General features: G+C 73.4%; 26 protein-coding genes. 13 read left to right on the plus strand and 13 right to left on the minus strand.

Going from position 1 to position 21,823, the window contains the following annotated elements:
• The 5 genes from ABD317_RS16360 to ABD317_RS16380 all read right to left on the minus strand — a co-directional run.
• A partial coding sequence (locus ABD317_RS16360) for an ATP-binding cassette domain-containing protein (RefSeq protein ID WP_344290708.1) occupies positions 1 to 836 on the minus strand: 836 nt, incomplete at its 3' end.
• Complete coding sequence (locus tag ABD317_RS16365; RefSeq protein ID WP_344290709.1) at positions 833 to 1,669, minus strand: creatininase family protein; 837 nt, start codon at positions 1,667 to 1,669, stop codon at positions 833 to 835. The genes ABD317_RS16360 and ABD317_RS16365, both read right to left, overlap by 4 nt.
• A 64-nt stretch (positions 1,670 to 1,733) precedes the next feature.
• Positions 1,734 to 2,624 carry an ABC transporter permease subunit gene (locus ABD317_RS16370; RefSeq protein WP_027755022.1) on the minus strand — a complete coding sequence of 297 codons (891 nt, stop codon included), beginning with the start codon at positions 2,622 to 2,624 and terminating at the stop codon, positions 1,734 to 1,736.
• A gap of 1 nt (position 2,625) precedes the next feature.
• Complete coding sequence (locus tag ABD317_RS16375) at positions 2,626 to 3,570, minus strand: ABC transporter permease subunit (protein WP_027755023.1); 945 nt, start codon at positions 3,568 to 3,570, stop codon at positions 2,626 to 2,628.
• Positions 3,567 to 5,162 (minus strand): ABC transporter substrate-binding protein, encoded by a 1,596-nt coding sequence (locus ABD317_RS16380; protein ID WP_344290710.1) that lies wholly within the window; start codon positions 5,160 to 5,162, stop codon positions 3,567 to 3,569. Before ABD317_RS16380 ends, ABD317_RS16375 begins: the two co-directional genes overlap by 4 nt.
• Before the next feature lie 290 nt (positions 5,163 to 5,452).
• Here ABD317_RS16380 and ABD317_RS16385 point away from each other — a divergent pair, with 290 nt between their 5' ends.
• Positions 5,453 to 6,196: a hypothetical protein gene (locus tag ABD317_RS16385; RefSeq protein WP_344290711.1), complete on the plus strand. Its 744-nt coding sequence runs from the start codon at positions 5,453 to 5,455 to the stop codon at positions 6,194 to 6,196.
• A gap of 16 nt (positions 6,197 to 6,212) precedes the next feature.
• Here the strand turns inward: ABD317_RS16385 and ABD317_RS16390 are convergent, their stop codons facing one another.
• A complete protein-coding gene (locus ABD317_RS16390) occupies positions 6,213 to 6,662 on the minus strand; it encodes a GNAT family N-acetyltransferase (protein ID WP_344290712.1) in 450 nt (149 codons plus the stop codon).
• A 90-nt stretch (positions 6,663 to 6,752) separates the two neighbouring features.
• Complete coding sequence (locus ABD317_RS16395) at positions 6,753 to 7,382, minus strand: hypothetical protein (RefSeq protein ID WP_344290713.1); 630 nt, start codon at positions 7,380 to 7,382, stop codon at positions 6,753 to 6,755.
• A gap of 145 nt (positions 7,383 to 7,527) precedes the next feature.
• Here ABD317_RS16395 and ABD317_RS16400 point away from each other — a divergent pair, with 145 nt between their 5' ends.
• The 4 genes from ABD317_RS16400 (at position 7,528) to ABD317_RS16415 (ending at position 9,208) form a co-directional block, all read left to right on the plus strand.
• On the plus strand, positions 7,528 to 7,761 hold the full coding sequence (locus ABD317_RS16400; RefSeq protein ID WP_344290714.1) for a type II toxin-antitoxin system Phd/YefM family antitoxin: 234 nt from the start codon (positions 7,528 to 7,530) through the stop codon (positions 7,759 to 7,761).
• Positions 7,762 to 7,768: 7 nt separating this feature from the next.
• Positions 7,769 to 8,008 (plus strand): type II toxin-antitoxin system RelE family toxin, encoded by a 240-nt coding sequence (locus ABD317_RS16405; RefSeq protein ID WP_344290715.1) that lies wholly within the window; start codon positions 7,769 to 7,771, stop codon positions 8,006 to 8,008.
• 136 nt (positions 8,009 to 8,144) lie between these two features.
• Positions 8,145 to 8,978, plus strand: coding sequence for an alpha/beta fold hydrolase (locus ABD317_RS16410; RefSeq protein WP_344290716.1), 834 nt, complete (start codon positions 8,145 to 8,147; stop codon positions 8,976 to 8,978).
• An 89-nt stretch (positions 8,979 to 9,067) separates the two neighbouring features.
• Entirely contained in the window at positions 9,068 to 9,208 is a 141-nt protein-coding gene (locus ABD317_RS16415) for a hypothetical protein (protein WP_344290717.1), read from the plus strand.
• 117 nt (positions 9,209 to 9,325) lie between these two features.
• Here ABD317_RS16415 and ABD317_RS16420 read toward each other — a convergent pair whose 3' ends face one another.
• Positions 9,326 to 9,904 (minus strand): helix-turn-helix domain-containing protein, encoded by a 579-nt coding sequence (locus tag ABD317_RS16420; RefSeq protein WP_344290718.1) that lies wholly within the window; start codon positions 9,902 to 9,904, stop codon positions 9,326 to 9,328.
• Between the two features lie 66 nt (positions 9,905 to 9,970).
• On the opposite strand from ABD317_RS16420, the gene ABD317_RS16425 reads away from it, so the two are divergent.
• Positions 9,971 to 11,188 carry an MFS transporter gene (locus ABD317_RS16425; RefSeq protein ID WP_344290719.1) on the plus strand — a complete coding sequence of 406 codons (1,218 nt, stop codon included), beginning with the start codon at positions 9,971 to 9,973 and terminating at the stop codon, positions 11,186 to 11,188.
• Positions 11,189 to 11,254: 66 nt separating this feature from the next.
• Here ABD317_RS16425 and ABD317_RS16430 read toward each other — a convergent pair whose 3' ends face one another.
• Both ABD317_RS16430 and ABD317_RS16435 read right to left on the minus strand, forming a co-directional pair.
• The gene (locus ABD317_RS16430) at positions 11,255 to 11,827 is read right to left on the minus strand and encodes a dihydrofolate reductase family protein (protein WP_344290720.1); all 573 of its coding nucleotides are present in this window, start codon (positions 11,825 to 11,827) and stop codon (positions 11,255 to 11,257) included.
• Positions 11,828 to 11,857: 30 nt separating this feature from the next.
• Positions 11,858 to 12,850, minus strand: coding sequence for a C45 family autoproteolytic acyltransferase/hydrolase (locus ABD317_RS16435; protein WP_344290721.1), 993 nt, complete (start codon positions 12,848 to 12,850; stop codon positions 11,858 to 11,860).
• A 186-nt stretch (positions 12,851 to 13,036) separates the two neighbouring features.
• On the opposite strand from ABD317_RS16435, the gene ABD317_RS16440 reads away from it, so the two are divergent.
• The 6 genes from ABD317_RS16440 (at position 13,037) to ABD317_RS16465 (ending at position 18,045) form a co-directional block, all read left to right on the plus strand.
• On the plus strand, positions 13,037 to 14,041 hold the full coding sequence (locus ABD317_RS16440) for a GlxA family transcriptional regulator (RefSeq protein WP_344290722.1): 1,005 nt from the start codon (positions 13,037 to 13,039) through the stop codon (positions 14,039 to 14,041).
• Positions 14,038 to 14,652 (plus strand): DJ-1/PfpI family protein, encoded by a 615-nt coding sequence (locus ABD317_RS16445; protein ID WP_344290723.1) that lies wholly within the window; start codon positions 14,038 to 14,040, stop codon positions 14,650 to 14,652. The genes ABD317_RS16440 and ABD317_RS16445 overlap by 4 nt, the downstream gene beginning before the upstream one ends.
• Positions 14,653 to 14,755: 103 nt before the next feature.
• On the plus strand, positions 14,756 to 15,142 hold the full coding sequence (locus tag ABD317_RS16450; RefSeq protein ID WP_027755038.1) for a TOBE domain-containing protein: 387 nt from the start codon (positions 14,756 to 14,758) through the stop codon (positions 15,140 to 15,142).
• A gap of 70 nt (positions 15,143 to 15,212) precedes the next feature.
• The gene (gene modA, locus ABD317_RS16455) at positions 15,213 to 16,019 is read left to right on the plus strand and encodes a molybdate ABC transporter substrate-binding protein (protein WP_344290726.1); all 807 of its coding nucleotides are present in this window, start codon (positions 15,213 to 15,215) and stop codon (positions 16,017 to 16,019) included.
• 44 nt (positions 16,020 to 16,063) lie between these two features.
• Positions 16,064 to 16,903 carry an ABC transporter permease gene (locus tag ABD317_RS16460; protein WP_344290727.1) on the plus strand — a complete coding sequence of 280 codons (840 nt, stop codon included), beginning with the start codon at positions 16,064 to 16,066 and terminating at the stop codon, positions 16,901 to 16,903.
• Between the two features lie 65 nt (positions 16,904 to 16,968).
• Positions 16,969 to 18,045, plus strand: coding sequence for an ABC transporter ATP-binding protein (locus ABD317_RS16465; protein WP_344290728.1), 1,077 nt, complete (start codon positions 16,969 to 16,971; stop codon positions 18,043 to 18,045).
• A gap of 97 nt (positions 18,046 to 18,142) precedes the next feature.
• On the opposite strand, the gene ABD317_RS16470 is transcribed toward ABD317_RS16465, so the two are convergent.
• From ABD317_RS16470 to ABD317_RS16480, 3 genes are all read right to left on the minus strand, one after another.
• A complete protein-coding gene (locus ABD317_RS16470) occupies positions 18,143 to 19,273 on the minus strand; it encodes an SPFH domain-containing protein (protein ID WP_344290724.1) in 1,131 nt (376 codons plus the stop codon).
• Positions 19,274 to 19,366: 93 nt separating this feature from the next.
• Complete coding sequence (locus tag ABD317_RS16475) at positions 19,367 to 19,804, minus strand: NfeD family protein (RefSeq protein ID WP_027755043.1); 438 nt, start codon at positions 19,802 to 19,804, stop codon at positions 19,367 to 19,369.
• Positions 19,805 to 19,909: 105 nt separating this feature from the next.
• Positions 19,910 to 20,899 carry an arsenic resistance protein gene (locus ABD317_RS16480; protein WP_344290725.1) on the minus strand — a complete coding sequence of 330 codons (990 nt, stop codon included), beginning with the start codon at positions 20,897 to 20,899 and terminating at the stop codon, positions 19,910 to 19,912.
• 495 nt (positions 20,900 to 21,394) lie between these two features.
• Between ABD317_RS16480 and ABD317_RS16485 the strand changes: the two genes are divergently transcribed.
• The coding region (locus ABD317_RS16485; protein ID WP_425582375.1) for a hypothetical protein at positions 21,395 to 21,823 on the plus strand (429 nt) is incomplete at its 3' end.

Genomic DNA, 21,823 nt, shown 5'->3' on the forward strand with positions numbered 1-21,823 from the left:
GCCGGCGGGGGAGGCGGCTTGGGTACGGCGGCCAGCAGCCGGCGGGTGTACTCGTGCCGGGGCGCCGCGAACAGCCGCCCGACGGGCGCCTCCTCGACGACCTCGCCCTCCTTCATCACCACCACGCGGTCGGCGAGGTCGGCGACCACGCCCATGTCGTGGGTGATGATGAGCACCGCCGAGCCGAGGTCCCGCTGCAGGCCGCGCAGCAGGTCGAGGATCTCGGCCTGGACGGTGACGTCGAGCGCGGTGGTCGGCTCGTCGGCGATGATCACCTCGGGGTTTCCGGAGATCGCCATGGCGATCATCGCCCGCTGCCGCTGGCCGCCGGAGAGCTGGTGCGGGTAGCTGTCGACGCGGCGCTCCGGCTCCGGGATGCCGACCTTCGTCAGCAGCTCGATCGCGCGGGCGCGGGCCCCGGCCCGGGAGACCTGCTCGTGGCAGCGGATGGCCTCGGCGATCTGCCGGCCGACGGTGTAGACGGGGTTGAGCGCCGTCATCGGCTCCTGGAAGATCATCGCGATCCGCTTGCCGCGGATGCTCCGCAGCGCCTCGTGGCCGAGGCCGAGCAGCTCGGTGTCGTGGAAGCGGATGCTGCCGCGGTGCCGGGCGCTGCCGGCGACCAGGCCGAGGACGGACATCGAGCTGACCGACTTGCCCGAGCCCGACTCGCCGACCAGCGCGACGACTTCGCCGCGGCCGACGGTGAAGCTGACGTCCCGTACGGCCGGGGTCCACTCGCCGGCGACGCGGAAGTCCACCGACAGCCGCTCGACGGTCAGCACGGGCCCGGCCGCGGCGGCCTTCTCCTCCGCCGCTTCCGCCGCGGTGCTCACCTCGGCACCGCCGCGGCCTCGGCGGGCGCCGCGCCCGCACGGGTGTTGCGGTCGTACTCCGCCAGGTACGCGGCGCAGAAGCCCAGCACCCGCTCGATCCACACCTTGCCGGTCTCGGCGCTGCCCAGGCTCACGTCGCCGGTGCAGCCGGTGGCGCTGATCTCGGAGAAGTCCCACAGCACCGTGCCGGGTACGGGCTGGCCGGGGATGGCCGCCTCGGTGTAACCGGCCGGAGTCCAGCCGGCGGGGGAGGCCAGCGTGCCCGGCTGCGCCAGCTCGCTCTGCACCTGCTCGGGGAACATCGCCAGCATCGCCGAGTGCTCCGGCTCGGCGCCGTGCCCGTAGGCGGTGGCCGGGTCCTCGTACACGTCGCGCATGAGGGCGTAGCCGAGCTGCCAGGGGTAGAGGTGGCCGACGAGCACGCCGAGGTCGCGCCGGGCGTCGACGGCGGCGCCGGTCACCGGGCCGACGTTGCCGCCGTTGTTGTCGACGATGACGAGGCGCCGGAAGCCGGAGGTGACCAGCGCCTCGATGATCTCGTACGTGACGTTGCGCAGCGTCTCCTGGCTGAGGGAGAGGTTGCCGGCGAAGCCGCGGAAGACGCCGGAGTGGCCGTAGTTGAGGGCGGGCGCGACCCAGTGGCCGTGCTCGCGGGCCAGCCGGTCGGCGACCCACTCGGCGACGATGGAGTCCTCGTGGACCGGCAGGTGCGGCCCGTGCTGCTCGATGGCGCCGATGGGCAGCAGGACCACCGGGTCCTGCTCCGCCAGCTGCTTGACCTGCGTCCAGGACAGCTCGCCGAGACGGTGGGTGTCGGGCAGGGAGACGGCCATGGGGTTCGGTTTCCTTTCGCTGCGGTGCGGTGGTGCTGTGGTGCTGGAGCGCGTGGAAGGGGACTCAGGAGTCGGTGCCGCTGCGGCGCGGGTCGAGCAGGTCGCGCAGGCCGTCGCCGAAGACGTTCAGCGCCAGCACGATGAGGACGATCAGCACCGACGGGTAGATCAGCAGCGTGGGCTGGACCTCCAGGAAGTCGCGGCCCGAGCCGACCATCGTGCCGAGCGACGGCAGCGGCGGCTGGGCGCCGAGGCCGAGGAAGCTCAGCCCCGCCTCCAGCTGGATCGCGAAGCTCACCGACAGGCTGAGCTGCACGATCACCGGCGCGGCGACGTTCGGCAGGATCGTGCGCAGCAGGATGGTGCTGCGCCGGGTGCCCATGATCTCGGCGGCCTCGACGTACTCGACACCGCGGATCGCCAGCACCTGGCTGTAGACGATCCTGGTGAACCGCGGGATGTACAGCACGCCGATGACCAGCACGACGTTGACCAGCTCCGGCCCCATCGCGGCCACCACGGCGATGGCCAGCACGATCGGCGGGAAGCTGAGCAGGATGTCGATCCCGCGCATGATGACGCCCGACGCCCAGCGCCCGCCGTACCCGGCGACCAGGCCCAGCGCCGTGCCGATCGCGCCCGCGATGAGGACCGCGGACAGCGCGACCGCGAGCGACGTACGCAGCCCGATGAGCAGCCGGGACAGCACGTCGCGCCCGTAGTCGTCGACACCCAGCGCGCCGCCCTGGGTGAGCGGGGTGCCGGCGATGTCGCGGTAGTCGTGCGGCGCGATCAGCGGGGCGAACAGCGCGGCGGCGCCGACCAGCAGCAGGAAGCCGCCCGCGAGCGACGTACGGCGGTTGCTCGCCAGCCCGCGCAGCAGGTGGCGGGCGCCGCGGCGGGCCGGGGCGGCGGCGGGCGGGTCTTCCCGGGCGGTGAGTTCGGCGGTCGACATGTCAGGCTTCCTCCGCCCGCGGGTCGAGGGCTCGTACGACCAGGTCGCCGACGAGGTTGACGAGGATGACGATGGCCGCGACGGCGAGGACGACGGCCTGGATGACGGGGTAGTCGCGCTGCCCGACGGCGCTCATCAGCAGCGAACTCATCCCGGGCCAGCCGAAGATCGTCTCCACCAGGACGGTGCTGCCGATCAGCGTGGTCAGCTCGACCGTCGTCGCGGACGCCACCGGCAGCAGCGCGGTGCGCAGCGCGTGGTCCCTGATCACCCGCTGCTCGGCGAGGCCCTTGGAGCGGGCGGTGCGCACGTGGTCCGCGGAGAGCGTCTCCAGCATCGCCGAGCGCGTCATGCGCGTGATGACCGCGCACGAGGCGGCGGTGAGCGTGACCACCGGCAGCACGAGGATCTGCAGATGGGTCACCGGATCCTCCCAGGGCGTGGTGAACCGCTGCGGCGGCAGCACCGGCACGAGGAACGCGAACACCATCAGCAGCAGCGTCCCGATGACGAACACCGGCAGCGAGATCCCGAAGATCGAGCCGGCGACGAGCGCGTGGTCGGCGGGCTTGTCGGCGCGGGTGGCCGCCACCCGGCCGAGCAGCACGCCCAGCGTGACCGCGATGAGCAGCGAGACCAGCACGAGCTCCAGGGAGTTGCCCAGCCGGTCCGGCAGGTCCTGCATCACCGGCCGGCTGCTGATCAGCGAGGTGCCGAGGTCGCCCTGGAAGAGCCGGCCCCAGAAGCCGAAGTACTGGCTGACGAACGAGTCGTCGAGGTGCATCGTCTCGCGGGTCTGCGCGACCTGCTCCTCGGTGGCGCCCTCGCCGAGCGCGGCGCGCGCCGGGTCGCCGGGGATGAGGCGGACGAGGAGGAACACGATGCTGCCGACGGCGAAGAGCTGCAGCGCCGCCTGCGCAAGCCTGGTGAGGAGGAACCGTCTCATGTCTTGTCCATCCAGATGCGGCGCAGGGTCACTCCGGTCCACGAGCCCTTGGGCGGGTGCCGGTAGCCCTTGACGTAGTCGTAGTGCGCCTCGCCCTGCTGGCGGCGTACGGTCCAGGTCATCGGCACCAGCTCCAGCGCCCGCTGCTCGACGTCCCGGTAGATCTCGTCGCGCAGCGCGCGGTTGCGGGTGCGGCGGCCCTCGGCGAGGAGCCGGTCGAGCCGCTCGTCCTTGAAGTCGGTGTTCCGGGTGAACGTGCCGGAGCTGCCGAGGAAGTCGCTGAGGGAGGCGGGGTCGCCGAACTTCGGCGCCGTGCCCCAGGAGTGCACGGGGTACGACCGGGCCTCGACGCTGGCCCGGAACGTCAGCCACTCCTGCTGGGTCAGCCGCACGTCCACCCCGGCCTCGCGGATGCCCGGCAGCATCGCCTGCGCGGGGCGGGCGATGACCGAGTACGTGCTGGTGGTGACGACCGGCAGTGTCAGCCCCTCCTGCCCGGCCTTCCTGAGCAGGAAGCGGGCCTGCTCCGGATCGTGGGCCAGGGTGCCGTCGAGGCTGCCGGAGTAGCGGGCGAAGGCCGGCGGCATCAGCGCCCCGTCGATCGGCTCGCCGTGCCCGAGGAGCGCGGTCTCCAGCACGGAGCGGCGGTCGACGGCCAGCGCGACGGCCCTGCGGACGCGGACGTCGTCGAACGGCGGCTTGCTGGTGACGAAGCCGACGAAGCCGAAGCCGAAGCTGCGGTCGGAGGCGAAGCGCAGCCGCGGGTTCTCGGTGATGACGTCGACGTGGGTGGCGGGGACGTAGTCGATCATGTCGACGGTGGCGGTGCGCAGGGCCGTGACGCGGGCGTAGTCGTCGCTCATCGGCTGGAAGACGATCGCGTTGAGATACGGCAGCCCGGGCTCGAAGTAGTCCTCGAAGCGCTCGTAGGTGGTGCTCACCCCGGGGACGCGCGCCACGAACCGGAACGGTCCGGTGCCCATCACCTTCGTCTTGGGATCGGCGCCGGACTCGATCCAGCGCTGGGAGACGATGTTCGCGGTGGGGTTGGCCAGGACGAAGGGGATGGTGGAGTCCGGCTGCTTCAGGTGGAAGAGGACGGTGGCGGCGTCGGCGGCCTCGACCTCCTCGACCAGGTCGAGGAGCGGGCCGGTGGTCGCGGCGGTCTTCTCGTCCCGCATGCGCCGGAAGGAGAACGCGACGTCCTTCGCGGTCAGCCGCGAGCCGTCGTGGAAGCGGACCCCGGGGCGCAGCCTGACCTCGTACGTCGTGTCGTCGGCCCAGCCGAACTCGGCGGCGAGGTCGCCGATGATCTCACCGTCGCCGTCGTACTGGAGCAGCGCGTTGTACGTCAGCTGCCGCAGCAGGTCCGACGCCGCGCCGGTGGTGACGTGCGGATCGAGGTTGGCCGGGTCCGTGGAGAGGCCGAAGTGCAGCACCCCGCCCCGGCTGGGCCTGCCGGGCCGGGGCGTCACCTCCTCCATGGACGACGGCACGTTGACCGGGCTGCCGCACGCGGCCAGCGCCGCGCTGCCCAGCGCGCCACCGCCTGCCGCGAGCAGGTGGCGCCTGCTGATTGGTGCCATTGACATCTCCACACATCGGGGCCAGGGGACGAGCCGTACCGGCGGTGGATCCACCGTGCATGTGGCAGGTATACACGGGGTCCACATGAGGGTCAACGGGTGTGCAGCGCCTGATTGGCTCACGGAAGCCGTGGTCAGGGCGGTGCGAGCGGCGGCGGAGCCGGGCGGCACGGGTGAGCCGGGGGGCGCGGCGGGGCCGGGTGCCGTCACCGGGAACGGGAACCCTACCGGGCGGACGCGGGTAGATTCAGTGGTGCGGACATGCCAGGACTTGCGGGCTGGAGGGGGCGGTCTCGATGGCCGATCCGGAGCCGACCGGCGGGCGGGGGCGGGCCGGCGGGCGGGGGCGGATGGCGCGCGGAGCGGCGTTCGCCGGACTCCTGGCCATGCCCCTCGTGGGCGTCGCCCACGCGTGCGCCGTCGTCTGGCTCTACAACAACCTCGGGAACATGACCTTCCTGGTCCTCCTGCTGCCCCTCATCCTCACCGCCGTGATCCTCGCGTGGGCCGTCGTCCTGCTCTGGCTCGCCATGGACACGGGCGGCGACACCCCCGCCGTCGCCGTGGTGACGGGGCTCGGCGGGCTGATGTGCGCGTATCTCTTCACCTATCACGGCGCCGAGGACTGGATGCTGCGCTGGCAGGGGACCGAGACCTCCTGCGCCGTGCTCGGCGTCGAGGAGCGGCGGGAACTGGACCCCCTCGCCGCGATCGAGACCGACACCGACTCCGGCTGGGTCACCCGCTACGACTACGAGCTGAACTGCGACGACGACGACGCGCCCGGCAGGATGACCGCCGACACCGGCAACCTGCCGACCGCGGGGCACGGCCTGTCGCCGGCCTGGACGACCGCGGTGGTGTACGACCCGTCGCCCGCCTGGGGCGCCTGGGGCGCCGCGCCGGCGGCGGAACTGGAGCCGGGCAACGACATGATGGGCCTGAGCGCCGGGTTCGTGATCTCCGGCACCGGGCTGTGGACGCTGTCGCTGCTGGGCTCCGCCGCCGCCTGCGTACGCGGAACCCGGCGGTCCCGGTAGCGGCCCCGCGCAGGACTCAGCGCACCATCTTCATGTCGACCCACTCGGCCGTCTCGCCCGGCAGCACGTAGCGCTCGGTCTCGACGAAGCCCTCCTTGCGCGCGAACCGCAGCCCGCTCTCGTTGGCCGCCAGCACCACCGTCGCGATCTGCTCCGCGCCCAGCTCCCACGCCGCGAACAGCCCGCGCGCGTACAGCTCCGCGCCGATGCCGCGGCCGCGGTGGTCGGCGAGGACGCGGGCGATGACGGTGGCGGTGCGGGTGCCGTCCACGTCCTCCGGCGGGCGTACGGTGCTGCAGCCGGCGAGGACGTCGCCGAGGTAGGCGACCTCCAGACGGTGGCGCCGCGCGCGCTCCCGTACGTCGTCCAGTGACAGGTGGTGCGTGGGGATGGTCGTGTTGTGCACGTACTGCCAGTCGCGGAGCGCGGCGTCGCCGACGGGCCGGGCGAAGCGGAGATCGGACACCCCGGCAGCCAACCCGGGGGACGGCCCGCGCGTCAACCGGGATGTGGGCGGGCGGTGCCGGTGCCCGGTCAGTGCCCCTTAGTGCCCGGGTCAGTGCCCGCCGGCGGGCTCGGTGCAGCCGGTGCCTTCGATGTACACGCCGTGCACGTCGATCTCGCCGGGCCAGTCCGTGTTGCCGCTGATGCACGGCCCCGCGCCGCCCACCCTCACGTCCCACCCGACGCCGGACGCGCCGGCCTGCCGCGCGTTGACGGTGTCGGGGGTGTAGCCGAGGTCTTCGAGCACGCGCCGGATGCCCTGCTCGTCCTGCACGTCGGCCGGGTCGGCGTCGTCGAGGGCGGCGGCGATACGCGCGGCGTGCGCCTCGCCGCGGCACAGCTCGCCGGCGGAGACGTCGGTGGTCTGCTTGTACGCGTGGTTCTCGGCGTACTTGGGGTTCTCGGGCGGCGGCTCGTCGTCGGCGGGCCGACCGTCGCTCGGGCTCGCCGCGGCCGCGGGCCCGGTCGGCACGTCGCGGCACTTCTCCGCGACGTCCGGCCACGCCCGGTCGTGCTTCGTCCGCGCCGCCTCGGCGTACTCCTCGGCCGTCGACGGCGAGGCGCTGCCGGACGGCGCCCCCGAACCGCCGGCCCGCTCCTCCCCGCACCCCACCGCAAGCACCAGCCCCGCACACCCCGCCACCACGGCAACCGCCCCCCGCCGCACCCTGCCAGCCCGCATCCGGACACCCCTCTGATCTCAAGCTGATGATATGGCTTCCCCGAAACCGGCGAACCGGTACGGCAGTTCGACGGCCCGCCCCGGGGGCTGATCCGGCCCGGCACCGGATTGTCTGGCCGAGTGTATGAAGTGTATCTTTTGACACATGAAGAGGCTGGGTATCGCGGAGGCACGTGCACGGTTCGGGGAACTGTGCCGCGGCGCTGCCGTGCAGCGTGAGCGCACCGTCATCACCGACCACGGGACTCCGGTGGCTGTGCTGCTGTCCCCGGCCGAACTGGCCGATCTGGAAGACCGGGCAGCGCTGGCGCACAACCGGGTGCACCCCGAGCAGGCGCAGGACTTCGACGCCTTCCTGACTGAGCTGCGCGCCGGATAGACGTTCCGTGAACGTCGAAATCAAGATCCAGGCCTCCGCGCAGGCGGCGCTGGCCCGCTTCTCCAAGGACGACCGCGACGGCGCGGATCAGGTCATCGACGCCATCAACCTGTTGCGGAACAACCCTCACCAGGGAAGCAAGTGGGGCAGCTACCGGCGGCTGCACGTCGGGGTGTACCGCGTGCTGTTCCAGATCATCGACGGTGCCCCGGTCGTGGTGTCCATCGAGAACATCGGCCGCTCCTGACCCGGTCCCCGCCGCGTAGCGAGGGTCGGTCTCCGGGGCTGCTTCGCGGTCGGCCGCGATCTGCGAGCGATGAGTTTGCACCATCCGGGTGGTCTAGCTCACCGACAGACCCGTCACAGCCTGATCCGGAGAACGCATGACCACTCACCCGACTGACACCGCCGCCGCCGGTTCCCTCAGGGTGCCCGGCGCCCGCCTGCACTACGAAGTGCGCGGCGAGGGCCCTCTCCTCGTGCTGGCCGGTGCCCCGATGGACGCCGCAGCCTTCGCCCCGCTGGCCGAACTGCTCGCCGGCGACCACACCGTGCTCACCACCGACCCACGCGGCATCAACCGCAGCCGGCTCGACGACCCCGACCAGGACTCGACACCCCGACTGCGAGCCGACGACCTGTCCCGGCTGATCGCCCACGTCGACGCGGGACCGGCCATCGCGGTGGGCTCCAGCGGCGGCGCCGTCAGCGTGCTGGCCCTGGCCCAGGCCCGTCCCGACCAGGTGCACACCGTCGTCGCCCACGAGCCACCGCTGATCGAGCTGCTGACGGACCGGGAACAGCTGCGCACCGGAACCGAGGACCTCATCGCCACCTACCTGGCCGGCGACGTGACGGGGGCGTGGAAGAAGTTCTTCGCCCAGGCCGGCATCACGATGCCCGAGCCCCTGATAGAGCAGATGTTCGGCGGGGAGCGTGAGCCGCAGCACGTGGCGGACGAGCGCCGCTGGTTCGCGCACGAGATGCGTGCCTCCACCTACTGGCGGCCTGACCCGGCAACCCTGCGCGCGGCGGCCACCCGCATCCTGGTGGGCATCGGCGACGACTCCGCCGGACAGCTCTGCGACCGAACCTCCCGCGCGCTCGCTCAGGCGCTGGGCACCGAGCCGACGACGTTCCCCGGCGGCCACACCGGGTTCGTCGAGACCCCCGACGCCTTCGCCACCCGCCTGCGCATGGTCATACGCGAGGGCTGAGCCGCGGGCACACGCCCGCGGGCAGCCGGTACGCCCTGCCCGACCGCACTCTGCACCGGGTTCGGGCCGAGCGCGGGACTATGACGCTGGTGGCCCGAGGGCCGCGGCGCACGAATGCCTCGGAGGTGTACCTCGACCGGCCGGTCGACGAAAGCCTGCAACGGATGCCACCCGTCACCGCGGACGAGCGGGAGCGGTGGCTGCGGGCCGCCCTGGCGGCCGTCGGGTGACTCGTTCGAGCGGCGTCGCCGGCACAGATCGTGCCGTCGGCCACCGGACAACGGCAGGCCGGTCGTTCCGCGTCCTCGCGGGAGAGGGCTCGGCCCCGGCGGTCCGCCCGCTGGCGGTCAGCGTCGGGGGGTGCGGAGGTGGATGCGTTCGCCCTGTTTTCCGAAGAGGCTGAGCACCTCGACGCTGCCGCGTCCGGCGGCGCCGAACCAGTGCGGAACATGGCAGTCGAACTCGGCCGCTTCGCCGGCTCCCATGACGAAGTCGCGGTCGCCCAGCTGCACGCGGAGCCGCCCGCGGAGCACGTAGAGCCACTCGTAGCCCGCGTGGGTCCGCAGATGGGGCTCCTCGTCGTGCGCGGGGATGGTCATCTTGTACGCGCGCGGTTCGCCCTGCTGCCGCGACAGCGGGATCAGCACGCGGCCGTCTTTCCTGGTCGGCTCCTGCGGCACGCGGGGGTCGAGGATCCGGGGTGCGGCGACGATCTCGTCGATGCGGATGCCGAGCGCCGCGGTGATCGGCAGGAGCAGTTCGAGGCTGGGTTTGCGCTGGGCCGACTCCAGCCGGGACAGCGTGCTGGTCGAGATGCCGGTGGCGCGCGCGAGGTCGGCGAGGCTGACGCCTTTCTGCTGGCGGGCGCGCCGCAGTCGGGGAGCGATCTGCTCGATCGCGGCGCTGACGGTCGGCTGCTGGTCCATGGGGGCAGTCAACCGATGCGTCCCGGAACCGGCAACATTCTTTGCTGATTCCTCCACGGTGTCCCGATGCTCTCCGTGGAGGTGATCCGAATGGACACGGTGGAGACGTCCCGGAGCAGTCGCTCCGACAGGCTGCCCGCGGGGGTGTACCTGCTGGGCTTCAGCCTGTTCGCGATGGGAAGCGCAGAGTTCCTGCTGGCCGGCGTGCTGCCGGCGGTGGCCGACGATCTGGACGTCACGCTCTCCTCCGCCGGGTTCCTGATCACCGCGTTCGCGCTCGGCGTCGTGATCGGCGGGCCGCCGTTCGCCGTGCTCAGCCTGCGCTGGCCCCGCCGCACCGCGCTGGTGGCCACCCAGGGCCTCTTCGCCGTCTCCGTCGCCGTCGGGCTGCTGGGCGGCTACCCGGTGCTGCTGGCGACCAGGGTGGTCTCGGGTGTCGCCTACGCGGGCTTCTTCGCCGTCGCGTCGGTGACCGCGATCGGCCTGGTGACGCCGGACCGCAAAGCCCGCGCCTCCGGGGTCGTGGTCAGCGGTCTCAGCGTGGCCATGGTCGCCGGCGGTCCCGCGGGCACGCTGCTCAGCCACTTCACCGACTGGCGCGGCGGCTTCTGGGCGGTGGTGGCCCTGACGGTCGCGGGGATCTCCGGATGCCTCCTCGGCCTCCCCGGGGCCGATCCGGACGCCGACCGGACCGCCGGGCCGAGCGTGTCGCGGGAGTTCGCCACGATGCGGACACCGGCGCTGTGGGGCATCTACGCGATCACGATTCTGACCACCGCGGCGTACATGATCACGTTCAACTACCTGGCGGCCATGCTCGAAGACGTCACCGCCCTCTCCGAGGCCTGGATACCGGCGATCCTCGCGCTCTTCGGGGCCGGCGCCTTCGTCGGGCTGTCCATCGGCGGCCGCGTCTCCGACCGCCGCCCGCACCTCGCGCTCCTGACCGGCGCGTCGGCGACCGTGCTGCTGTCGATCGCGATGCTGGCCGCGATCCACAAGGTGTGGGCGGTGGTGCCCACGGTCCTCCTGCTGGGCATCGCCGCGTTCGTACTGAACCCGGCCCTCTACGGACGCGTCTTCACCATCGCGGCCGCCGCCCCGACGCTCGCCGGTGCCACCACGGTGTCGGCGTTCCAGCTGGGCATCAGCATCACCCCCGTCCTCGCGGCGGTCTCGCTCACGCAAGGGGCCGCGCTCACGTCGGTCTGCCTGATCGGAGCCGCCCTCGCGGCGGCCGCGGTGCCTCTCGTGCTCCTCGACCGGGCACGACAGGCCCGCTGAACGCGCTCCATCCCCGCGCTGCCGCCCCGCGGGGTGGCAACTCCGGCGCGGGCAGCCGGCACGGTGTCAGGACGCTGGTCGAAAGCGGACGTCGAGTTCCGCGTTCGGGGCACCGTCGTGCACGCGGTTGAGGCGTACGGGTACGCCGCCGGGGTTGTCGAAGAGCCGGATGCCGTCGCCGAGCAGGACCGGGGCGATATGCAGGTCGATCTCGTCGATCAGGCCGCGCCGGATCAGCTGCGCTCCGATCGAGGCCGAGAGCACCTCGACGTTCTTGCCGTCCGCGGCCTCCAGCGCGATCCGCACAGCCTCGCCGACGTCGCAGGAGAGGAACGTGACGTCGTCGGCCGGCGCGGCGTCCTCGGGGTGGTGGGTGAGCACGAAGATCGCGCCCTGCCAGGCGTCACCGCCGCCGTAAGGGCGGGCGCCGGGAAACGCGTCCCAGCCGTTCCGGCCGCCGAGCACGGCACCGGTGGTCGCGGCGTACTCCTCTTCGATCCCGGGCCTGCTCTCGGCGATACCGGACATCCAGTCCATGCCGTGGTTCGGCCCGGCGATGAAGCCGTCGAGCGACATCGTGAAGTGCCAGAGCACCTTGCCGGCCGCGATCTGCGGTTCTGGGTGTGGAGTCGTCTTCATGCACGTTGAGACGACTCCGGGCAGCAAAACTCATCGACGCGGCGGCACCCGGGCATCGCCTCTGGCGGCACGCGCACCTCCGCCGGCCCGGCCCAGGGTCACCGTGCGGGATCCGGGTGCGAAGTCGTTGAAGGACTGGGGCCAGGACTCGCCGGGCCAGTAGTACGTCACCCGGCCCTCGACGGGCCGGTAGTGGGCGGTGTACAGCGTTCGCGACCCCTGCGCGTCGACGGACTGGTACAGCGGCGGCTTCAGCATCGCCGCCACGTCTGTGCCCGCGGCACGGATGGCGCGCAGGCGCTCCTGCGTCCGCAAGGCGCGCTCCTGCTCGTCGGTCACCGGCAGGTGCTGGTGATTGGCGGCGCAGGCGTCCGGCGCCGTCGTCGGCGGTATGTCCGGCCCCACGAACACCGTCACCGCCTTCACCGCATCGACAAGGGTGAGGTTCTGCGGGACGGCCACCGGCAGGGACCGCAGCCTGGCGACCGCCTCATCGACGGTGTCGCACGTCTCCAGCAGGTAGCGCACCACGATGAGGATGGCGAAGCCGCGTCCGTAGGCGGAACGTCCGCCCCAGGTGAGCGAGACCGCGAGACCGGCGTCGTTCATCCCGTCCTGCAGGCCCCACAGCATGTCCTGCATCCCGATCACGGGGCGCAGGAAGCAGGAGGAGATGATGGCGCCCTCGCACTGGTCGGGCCGCAGGTCGTAGTTGCGCAGCAGAGTGCCGTTTCCGCCGATCTGGGTGCAGGACGGGGAGAACGGCCGCAACGCCGCGTGGGTGAGGAAGACTTCCGCCCCGGGCCGGTCGAGTTGGCCGGTCAGGCGCTCCAGCACCGGGACCAGTTCCGGCATGTGCGTACGGAACAGCGCCCGCACACGATCCGCGCCCCGGCGGGTCCTGCCCTCCGCGGTCAGCAGGTCCGCCATCTCCCGCCACAGGGGCCGGGCGTAGGCGGCCCACCGCCCGTCGCCGCCGTCACCGACCTCGATCGCCTGGAAGGTCTTGTGTTGTTCCCGCACGGCGGGCCCCTCCCCATCGGTGGGAATCGGACGAGGTGCGGGCAACCTAGCCACTCGGGCAGCCAATCGCCAGGCGGGGGGGGGAGAGAGAGACCCCGGCGGCGCGGCCGGTCGCGGCTCGCCATGGCGCGATCTGTGGGGTGCGTGTCGTGGACGCCATGAGGCCCGGTCCCCGAGGGTGGAGGCGTGAAGGAGCGGAGCGTTGTTTTCGTGATCTTCGAGGGGTTCCAGCCTCTCGACCTCGTCGGCCCGCACGAGGTGTTCCAGCACGCCGGGCAGCTGGCCGGCGGCGGCTACCGCCTCCGGGTGGTGGCGCCCCGTTCCGGGCCGGTGCCGGCGGGGAGCGGGCTGCCGGTCCACGCCGGGTACGGAGTGGACGAGGTGGCTCCCGAGGGCGTCGACACGCTGGTCGTGGCCGGCGGCGGAGGGGTCGACCGGGCGCGTCTCGATCCGGGGCTGACCGGGTGGGTCCGGGACGTGGGGGCGTGTGCCCGCCGCGTCACCTCGGTGTGCAGCGGGGCGTTCCTCCTGGCCGCCGCCGGGCTCCTCGACGGGCGGAGGGTCACCACCCACTGGGCCCGCGAGCGGCAACTCGTCCGGGAGCATCCGGAGGTCGAGGTCGACTGCGAGCCCGTTTTCATCCGGGACGGGCACGTCTGGACGTCGGCCGGCGTCACCGCCGGAATGGATCTCGCCCTCGCGCTCGTCGAGGACGATCTCGGGCGGGACGTCGCCCGCGCCGTCGCCCGGGAGATGGTCATGTTCCTGCGCAGGCCCGGCGGTCAGTCCCAGTTCAGCGTGGCGCTGTGGTCGAAGGAGCCCGCGACCGACCCGATCCGGGCCGCGGTGTCGGCGGTCCACGCCGTCCCCGGCGCCCGGCACGGCATCGCCGAGCTGGCGCACTGCGCGCGGCTGAGCCCGCGCCACCTGCAGCGCCGGTTCACCGCCGAACTGGGCATGCCGCCCGCCTCGTACGTGGAACGGGTGCGTGTCGAGGCCGCCCAGCGCGCGCTCGCGGAGGGCGACGACCCGGTCGAGGCCGTTGCGCGGCGGTGCGGGTTCAACACCGCCGAGACGCTGCGCCGCGCCTTCCACCGCCATCTCGGCATCGCGCCGTCCGACTACCGGGCGCGGTTCCGGTCCACCAACGACGCCCATGCGGAACGGCAACAGGAACGGGAGCACGCGTGACCACCTACGGACTGCTGATCTTCGACGAGGCCGAGGAACTGGACTTCGTCGGCCCCTGGGAGGTGTTCACCGCCTCCTCGATGCTGCGCGACCACGCCGACACCGCCGTCCTGATCGCCGAGCGGGACGGGCCCGTACGCTGCAACAAGGGCATGCGCGTCCTGCCCGACCACACGCTCGACGACCACCCGCCCCTCGACGTGCTGCTGGTCCCGGGCGGGCGCGGGGCGCGCGAGGCGGAGCTGCGCAACCCGGCCGTCACCGGCTGGATCGCCAGGACCGCGGCACAGGTCTCCTGGGCCGCCAGCGTGTGCACCGGCGCGGCCCTCATGCACGCCGCCGGGCTCGCGCACGGGCGGCGCGTCGCGACCCACTGGAGCTACGAGGACACGCTGGAGGCGCGCGGGGACGTCACCGTCGTCCGCGACGCCCGCTATGTCGTGGATGGCAACCTGGTCACCAGCCAGGGCGTGTCCGCCGGGATCGACAGCGCCCTGTGGCTGGTGGGCCGCCTGCACGGGCCCGAGCACGCCCGCGCGGTGCGCCGGTACATCCAGTACGAGCCTGCGCCGCCCTACCTCGCCGACGAGCCCCTCGTCGGCCAGGCGTAGCGTAGTTTCACAGCTCATGTGCGAGGTTATTCAACAGAACGCCTTGCTTCTGCTAAGTAAGAGTGAGTTTTCACCTTGCGTATGCGTTGCTACCATCAACGGCATGCACACGTACCGGATGGGAGACGCCGCCGCCCTCCTCGGGGTCAGCGCCGACACCGTCAGACGCCTGGTCGACGCCGGGAAGCTGACCGCCGAGCGCGACGAGGCGGGGCGGCGCCTCATCCCCGGGGCGGCCCTCGCGGCGTACGCGCGGGAGGCGCGCTCGGCGGAGCGGGAGTCCACCGGCTCCTCCGCGCGCAACCGCTTCGCCGGGATCGTCACCGAGGTGCACCTGGGGGACGTCTCGGCGCAGGTGGAGATCCAGGCGGGGCCGTTCCGAGTGGTGTCCATGGTCAGCCGCGAGTCGGCCGAGGAACTGGGGCTGGAGCCGGGTGTGCCGGCGGTGGCCGTGATCAAGTCGACCAACGTGGTCGTCGAGAGACCGTAGCCCCGACGACGTCAGGAGCCGACCCGTGCCGACCCGTTCCGCGCGCACCCGGACCCGCAGGACCCCCGGGATCCCCAGGACCCGCTGGACCCGCCACCCGCTCCGGGTCTCCGCCGCGGTCGCCGCCGTCCTGGCGGCCCTGAGCGCCTGCGCCGGCTCCGACGACGGCACCGGCACCGGCTCCGGTGCCTCCGGCGACGTGTCCGGGGAGGTCACCGTCTTCGCCGCCGCCTCCCTCACCGAGAGCTTCGAGAAGCTCGGCGCGCGCTTCGAGAAGGAACACCCCGGTACGGAGGTCACGTTCAGCTTCGGCGGCAGCGACGCCCTGGCCGCCGGCATCACCGCCGGCGCCCCCGCCGACGTCTTCGCCGCCGCCAGCCCGGCCACGATGGACGTCGTCACGGACGCCGGCGCCGCCGCCGGCACCCCCGTCACCTTCGTACGCAACCGGCTGGAGATCGCCGTCCCGCCCGGCAACCCGGACGGCATCGGCTCGCTGCGGGACCTCACAGAGCCGGGCCTGAAGGTCGTGCTCTGCGACGAGACGGTGCCCTGCGGCGCCGCCGCGCAGCAGGCGCTGGACGCCGGCGGGGTGCGGCTCACGCCCGTGTCGTACGAGGAGGACGTCAAGTCCGCCCTCACCAAGGTGGTGCTGAAGGAGGCCGACGCCGCCGTCGTCTACCGGACCGACGTCGTGGCCGCCGGCGGGAAGGTGGCGGGCGTGGACTTCCCCGAGTCGGCCGGCGCCGTCAACGACTACCCGATCACGGTCCTCGGCCAGGCGCCGAACGCCGCCGGCGGCGAGGCGTTCGTCGAGCTGGTGCGGTCCGCGGCGGGGCAGAGGGTGCTGGGCGAGGCCGGGTTCGGCACGCCGTGACGCCTCCTTCACCCGCGGGCGAGGGCGGCGCGGCGCCCGACACCCTGACCGGCCCCGGCCCCGGCCCCGCCCCACGCCCCCGCCCCCGACCCCGGCCTCGCACCCCCGGCGGTGCGCCGCTGCCGCTCCTCGTACCGGCGCTCCTCGGGCTCGCGTTCCTCGTCCTGCCGCTCGTCGCCCTGCTGCTCCGCGCCCCGTGGAGCAGCATGCCGGAGCTGCTGACCAGCGCCGAAGTCTGGCAGGCGCTGCGCCTGTCGCTGGTGTGCGCGACCGCGGCGACGGCGCTGAGCCTGGTCGTCGGGGTGCCGCTGGCGTGGCTGCTGGCGCGGGTGGAGTTCCCGGGGCGGGGGCTGGTGCGGGCGCTGGTGACGCTGCCGCTGGTGCTGCCGCCGGTGGTGGGCGGCGTGGCGCTGCTCATGGCGCTGGGGCGCAACGGGGTGGTGGGCCGCTGGCTGGACGACTGGTTCGGGGTCACGCTGCCGTTCACCACCGCGGGCGTGGTGGTCGCCGAGGCGTTCGTGGCGATGCCGTTCCTCGTCATCGCCGTCGAGGGCACGCTACGGGCCGCCGACCCCCGCTACGAGGAGGCCGCCGCCACCCTCGGCGCCGGGCGCTTCACCGCCTTCCGGCGCGTCACCCTGCCGCTCGTCGCGCCCGGCATCGCGGCGGGGGCGGTGCTGGCGTGGGCGCGGGCGCTGGGCGAGTTCGGCGCCACGATCACCTTCGCGGGCAACTTCCCGGGTCGTACGCAGACCATGCCGCTGTCCGTCTACCTCGCGCTGCAGCGTGACCCGGAGGCGGCGATCGCGCTGAGCCTGGTGCTGCTGGCGGTGTCGGTCGCGGTGCTGGCGGGGCTACGGGACCGGTGGATGACCTCGGCATGAGTGACACGACCGGGAACAAGCACAAGGCCGAGGAAAAGGCCGGGGCCGAGCCCGAGGCCGAGGTCATGGCCGAGGCCGCGGCCGACGCCGCCGCCCTGGACGACGGGCTCGACGCCCGGCTCGTCGTCGAGCACGGCGCGTCGTTCCGCCTCGACGTGACGCTCACCGCCCGCCCCGGCGATGTCGTCGCGCTCCTCGGCCCCAACGGCGCCGGCAAGACCACCGCACTCCGCGCCCTCGCCGGCCTCGTCCCGCTGACCGCGGGCCACCTGCGCCTCGACGCCGTCGAGCTGGACCGTACGCCCCCCGAGGAGCGCCCGATCGGCGTCGTCTTCCAGGACTACCTGCTCTTCCCGCACCTCAGCGCCCTCGACAACGTCGCCTTCGGCCCGCGCTGCCACGGCGCCGGCAAGGCCGCGGCCCGCGCCGAGGCCGCCGAATGGCTGGCGCGGATGGACCTCGCCGCGTACGCGTCCGCCAGGCCCCGCCGGCTCTCCGGCGGCCAGGCCCAGCGCGTCGCCCTCGCCCGCGCCCTGGCCGTCCGCCCCCGGCTGCTGCTCCTCGACGAGCCGCTGGCCGCCCTCGACGCCCGCACCCGCCTCGACGTCCGCGCCCGGCTCCGCCGCCACCTCGCCGACTTCGCGGCCGTCGCGGTGCTGGTCACCCACGACCCGCTGGATGCCATGGTCCTGGCCGACCACCTCGTCGCCATCGAGGACGGCCGCGTCGTCCAGCAGGGCGCCCCCACCGACGTCGCCCGCCACCCGCGCACCGACTACATCGCCCGCCTCGTCGGCCTCAACCTCTACCGCGGGCGGGCCCGCGGCCACACCGTCGACCTCGACGGTGGCCCCGCGATCACCGTCGCCGACGACCTCGCCGGCCCGGTCTGCGTCGCCTTCCCGCCCAGCGCGGTCACCCTCCACCGGGATCGGCCGACCGGCTCCAGCGCCCGCAACCTCTGGCGCTGCGCCGTCGCCGGGCTCGAAACCCACGCCGACCAGGTCCGCGCCGAACTCACCGGCGAACTCGACCTGGCCGCCGACCTGACCACCACCGCGGCGGCCGAACTCGACCTGCACCCGGGCGCGACGGTCTGGGCGGCCGTCAAGGCGACCCAGACCCACGCCTACCCGGCCTGAGCACCGGCCGGCCCAAGGCCCCGCCCGGCGCTCCCAGCCCGTCCGGTGCTCTCGGCGCTCCCCGGCCCGTCCGGCGCTCCCGGCGCTACCGCGCCGCTCACTCGTCGTCGGCGGGCTTCTTCCGGTTCAGCTTCGGCGCCTGCGTCGAACTCGCCGCCTCCGCCTCCGCCTTGGCCTCGCTCACCGCGGCGTCCGCCTCCTTCGCCGCCTCGACCGCCGCCGCCACCGCGTCGAGCGCCGACGGCCCGCCCGCCTCCAGCTCCGGCGTCCCGTTCCCGGACTCGCCCGGCGTCTCGCCGCCCTCCGGCGCCGCCTCCGCGCCCCCGGCCCCGGCTCCGGCCCCGGGGACACCCGCCGCCGACTTGTCGCCGAACGCGGTGGTGACGGTGCGTACCGCCTCGGTCAGCTCGCCGGGGATGACCCAGAAGGTGTTGTTGTCGCTGTTCGCCAGGTGCGGCAGCGTCTCCAGGTACTTGTACGCCAGGATCTTCGGGTCGGCGTTGTTGCGGTGGACGGCCTGGAAGACGCGCTCCACGGACTGCGCCTCGCCGTCCGCCCGCAGGATCATGGCCTGCTGGGTGCCCTGGGCCTCCAGGATGTCGCTCTGCTTCGTGCCCTCCGCGGTGAGGATCTTGGCCTGCCGCTCACCCTCGGCGTGCAGAATGGCAGCGCGCTTGTCCCGCTCGGCCCGCATCTGCTTCTCCATCGCCTCCTTGATGCTGTGCGGCGGGTCGATGGCCTTGATCTCGACGCGGTTGACGCGGATGCCCCACTTGCCGGTGGCGTCGTCGAGGACGGTGCGGAGCCGGGCGTTGATCTCCTCGCGGGAGGTGAGCGTCTCCTCCAGGTCCATGCCGCCGATGACGTTACGCAGCGTGGTGACGGTGAGCTGGTCGATGGCCTGGAGGTAGTCGGAGACCTCGTACGCGGCCGCCCGCGGATCGGTGATCTGGTAGTAGAGCACGGTGTCGATGTTGACGACGAGGTTGTCCTCGGTGATCACCGGCTTGGGGTCGGACGAGTACACCTGCTCGCGCACGTCGAGCTTGGTGTTGATGCGGTCCGCCACCGGCACGACGAAGTTGAGGCCGGGCTGCAGCGTCCGGCGGTACCGGCCGAACCGCTCGATGTTGTAGCGGCGCGCCTGTGGGACGACCCGCACGCTGGAGACCACGAGAAAGACGACGACCAGCGCCGCTACGAGAATCGGGATGACTACCGGGTCCACACTTCCTCCGTTGGCTGCGCGTTCATCGGTTCATCGGTACAGCGGTTCACTGGCTCGGCGGTTCGACGGTTCGGTGTTCGGCGGTTGTGCGGCTCACGGAAGCAGCTCGCGGGGGTAGACGACGGCGGTGGCGCCCTCGATCTCCATGACCTCCACCAGCGACCCCACCGGTATCACCGCGCTCTCGTCGAGGGCACGGGCGGACCACTCCTCACCGGAGAGCTTGATCAGGCCGCGGGTCGCGGTGACCTCCTCCATGACCTCGGCCCGCTTGCCTAGCAGCGCGTCGCTGCCCTCGCGGCTCAGGGGGGTCTGGGCCATGTGCCTCAGGGCGAGGGGACGGACGATCACGAGGCCCGCGGCCGTCGCCGCGCCGAGGGCCACGAACTGCCCGAGCGCACCCACGCCCACCCCGGCCACCACGGCGGCCACCAGCGCGGCGCCGGCCAGCAGTCCGAAGACCAGCGTCATCGTGAAGAACTCCGCGGCACCGAGTGCCGCGGCGGCGAGTAGCCAGACGATCCACGGCATCGCATCAGCCTCCCTCGGGGGACTTACCCTCCAACCTACATCCCCGAAATGCGGGACAGAACAGACGTGCGTGCCGCGTCCGGGGGGATCGGCGAACGGGGGCGCTCAGGGCGCCGGCCGCGGGGCGGCCCCGGGGAGCAGCCGGGGGACCAGGCGTACGTACACCACCATGCCGACGACCTCGACGAGCGTCTGGGTGACCACCGCCACCGCGGCGGCGGCCAGCCGGTCCGGCAGCGCCAGGGCCAGCGGGAGGACGACGAGGGAGTTGCGGGTCGCGCCGGTGAAGACGATCGCGCGGGCGGCGGGGACGCCGAGGCGGAACAGCCGGGCGACGGCGAGGCCGGCGAAGGCCATCACGGCGAGGAAGAGGACGTAGAACGGCACCACGCGGGCGACGTCGCCGAGGCTGTCGTCCAGTTTGGGCGTCTGGGAGGCGACGACCGTCGCCAGGGTCGCGGCCATCAGCGGCACCATCGCGGTGCCCGCCGCGTCGGCGGCCCGCCGCCCGGCGGGGCGACGGGCGGCCCACGCCTGGGTGAGCCAGGCCAGGGTGAGCGGGACGGCGATGAGGACGGCGAACGCCTCGACGAACGGCCCGGCCTCGACGATGTCGGCGAGGTCGGCGCCCAGGAAGAGGTACAGGTAGCCGGGGAGCAGGACCAGCTGCGCGAGGAGCAGCAGGGGTGTGGCGGCGAGGAGCCGGCCGCTGCTGCCCCCGGCGAGGCCGCTGAAGACGATCACGTAGTCGATGCAGGGCGTGAGCAGGACGAGCAGGACGCCCGTGCGGACGGCCTGCCCGTCCGGCAGGAAGGCGAACATCGCCGCGACGACCAGCGGCACGACGACGAAGTTGACGACCAGCGCCGCGGCGAGGAACCGGCCGGCGCGCAGCGAACGGAGCAGTTCGGCGGCCGGCACCTGGAGGAACGTCACGTACAGCAGCGCGGCCAGCACGGGGCTTATGGCGTGCTCAAGACCCGGCCCGGCGCCGGGCGCCACCTGGCCGGCGAGCCCGCCGGCGGCCAGGGCGCCGAGGTAGACGGCGACCTGGTGCCGCTCCAGGGCCGCGACCGGGCCGGACGGCTGCGACACGCGGGCTCCTTGCGGGGTGGTGCGGGGGCGGGCCGGACGGCCCGCGTCGTGTCCTGCCACGACCGTATCCGTCGAGGCGGGGCTCGCCCCTGCCGGCTGGACGGAGGGTGGGGGCGGGACCGGGCCCTCGGGCCGGCAGGTGGTGTTCGGGTGGTCGGGCGGCGTGTGCGGGCGGACCGCCGTGACCGTCGAGGCGGGCTGCGCGCCTGCCTGCCGGACGGAGGGTGGGGGCGGAGCCCGGCCCCGTGTCCGCGGGTGGCGTTCGGATGGTCGGGCGGCATCCGCGGATGGACCGCCGTGACCGGCGAGGCGGGGCTCGCCTCTGCCGGCTCGATGGCAGGCGGGGGCGGAGACGCGCCCCGGGCCGGCCGGCGGCGTCCGAGCGGACGGTGGCATGGGCGGGCAGACCGGCCGCGGTATCCGTGGGCGGAACGGCGGGCGGTGTACGGAGGTCTGCGTGTTCGTACGTTCCCGGGCGGGTTACGATGCGCGGCGATGAGCAGGTCACGCAGGACCCCGGGCGGCGCGCGGCGCGCCCGCCTGCTCACCTGCGTGCTCGCCCTCGTCGGCCTCCTCGCCGGGGCGGCGGCCTGCGTGGGCCCCGGGCAGGCTGACGCCGCCGGGGACCACGGCCACGCGCTGCGGGCCGAGGCCCCGCGCGGGGGCGTCCTGGACGGTGTGCGGGCTGACGTGGCACGGGCCGACGCCCTGCGGGCGGAGCCCCCGCGGGCGGACGCCCCGCAGACCGGCGCTCTGACGGGCAGCGCCACGCAGGTCGGCGCCTGGCAGGCCGACGCCTCGCGGGCGGACGCCTCGCACGTCGAGGCCCCGCAGGTGGACGGACCGCGGGTGGGGGCCCGGCAGCCGGACGCCGTGAACATGCACTGCTCGACGAGCAGCGCCGCGCGCCGCTGCGCCGCCCCG

Origin of the sequence: Streptomyces synnematoformans (assembly GCF_039531005.1) — a bacterium.
Classification (GTDB): domain Bacteria; phylum Actinomycetota; class Actinomycetes; order Streptomycetales; family Streptomycetaceae; genus Streptomyces; species Streptomyces synnematoformans.

Coding starts and splice junctions, on each gene's coding strand:
- ABD317_RS16420 (WP_344290718.1), bottom strand. CDS start 9,904: ATGGACCAGCAGCCGACCGTCAGCGCCGCGATCGAGCAGATCGCTCCC.
- ABD317_RS16375 (WP_027755023.1), bottom strand. CDS start 3,570: ATGAGACGGTTCCTCCTCACCAGGCTTGCGCAGGCGGCGCTGCAGCTC.
- ABD317_RS16385 (WP_344290711.1), top strand. CDS start 5,453: ATGGCCGATCCGGAGCCGACCGGCGGGCGGGGGCGGGCCGGCGGGCGG.
- ABD317_RS16430 (WP_344290720.1), bottom strand. CDS start 11,827: ATGAAGACGACTCCACACCCAGAACCGCAGATCGCGGCCGGCAAGGTG.
- ABD317_RS16450 (WP_027755038.1), top strand. CDS start 14,756: ATGCACACGTACCGGATGGGAGACGCCGCCGCCCTCCTCGGGGTCAGC.
- ABD317_RS16410 (WP_344290716.1), top strand. CDS start 8,145: ATGACCACTCACCCGACTGACACCGCCGCCGCCGGTTCCCTCAGGGTG.
- ABD317_RS16380 (WP_344290710.1), bottom strand. CDS start 5,162: ATGTCAATGGCACCAATCAGCAGGCGCCACCTGCTCGCGGCAGGCGGT.
- ABD317_RS16400 (WP_344290714.1), top strand. CDS start 7,528: ATGAAGAGGCTGGGTATCGCGGAGGCACGTGCACGGTTCGGGGAACTG.
- ABD317_RS16425 (WP_344290719.1), top strand. CDS start 9,971: ATGCTCTCCGTGGAGGTGATCCGAATGGACACGGTGGAGACGTCCCGG.
- ABD317_RS16370 (WP_027755022.1), bottom strand. CDS start 2,624: ATGTCGACCGCCGAACTCACCGCCCGGGAAGACCCGCCCGCCGCCGCC.
- ABD317_RS16365 (WP_344290709.1), bottom strand. CDS start 1,669: ATGGCCGTCTCCCTGCCCGACACCCACCGTCTCGGCGAGCTGTCCTGG.
- ABD317_RS16395 (WP_344290713.1), bottom strand. CDS start 7,382: ATGCGGGCTGGCAGGGTGCGGCGGGGGGCGGTTGCCGTGGTGGCGGGG.
- ABD317_RS16475 (WP_027755043.1), bottom strand. CDS start 19,804: ATGCCGTGGATCGTCTGGCTACTCGCCGCCGCGGCACTCGGTGCCGCG.
- ABD317_RS16465 (WP_344290728.1), top strand. CDS start 16,969: ATGGCCGAGGCCGCGGCCGACGCCGCCGCCCTGGACGACGGGCTCGAC.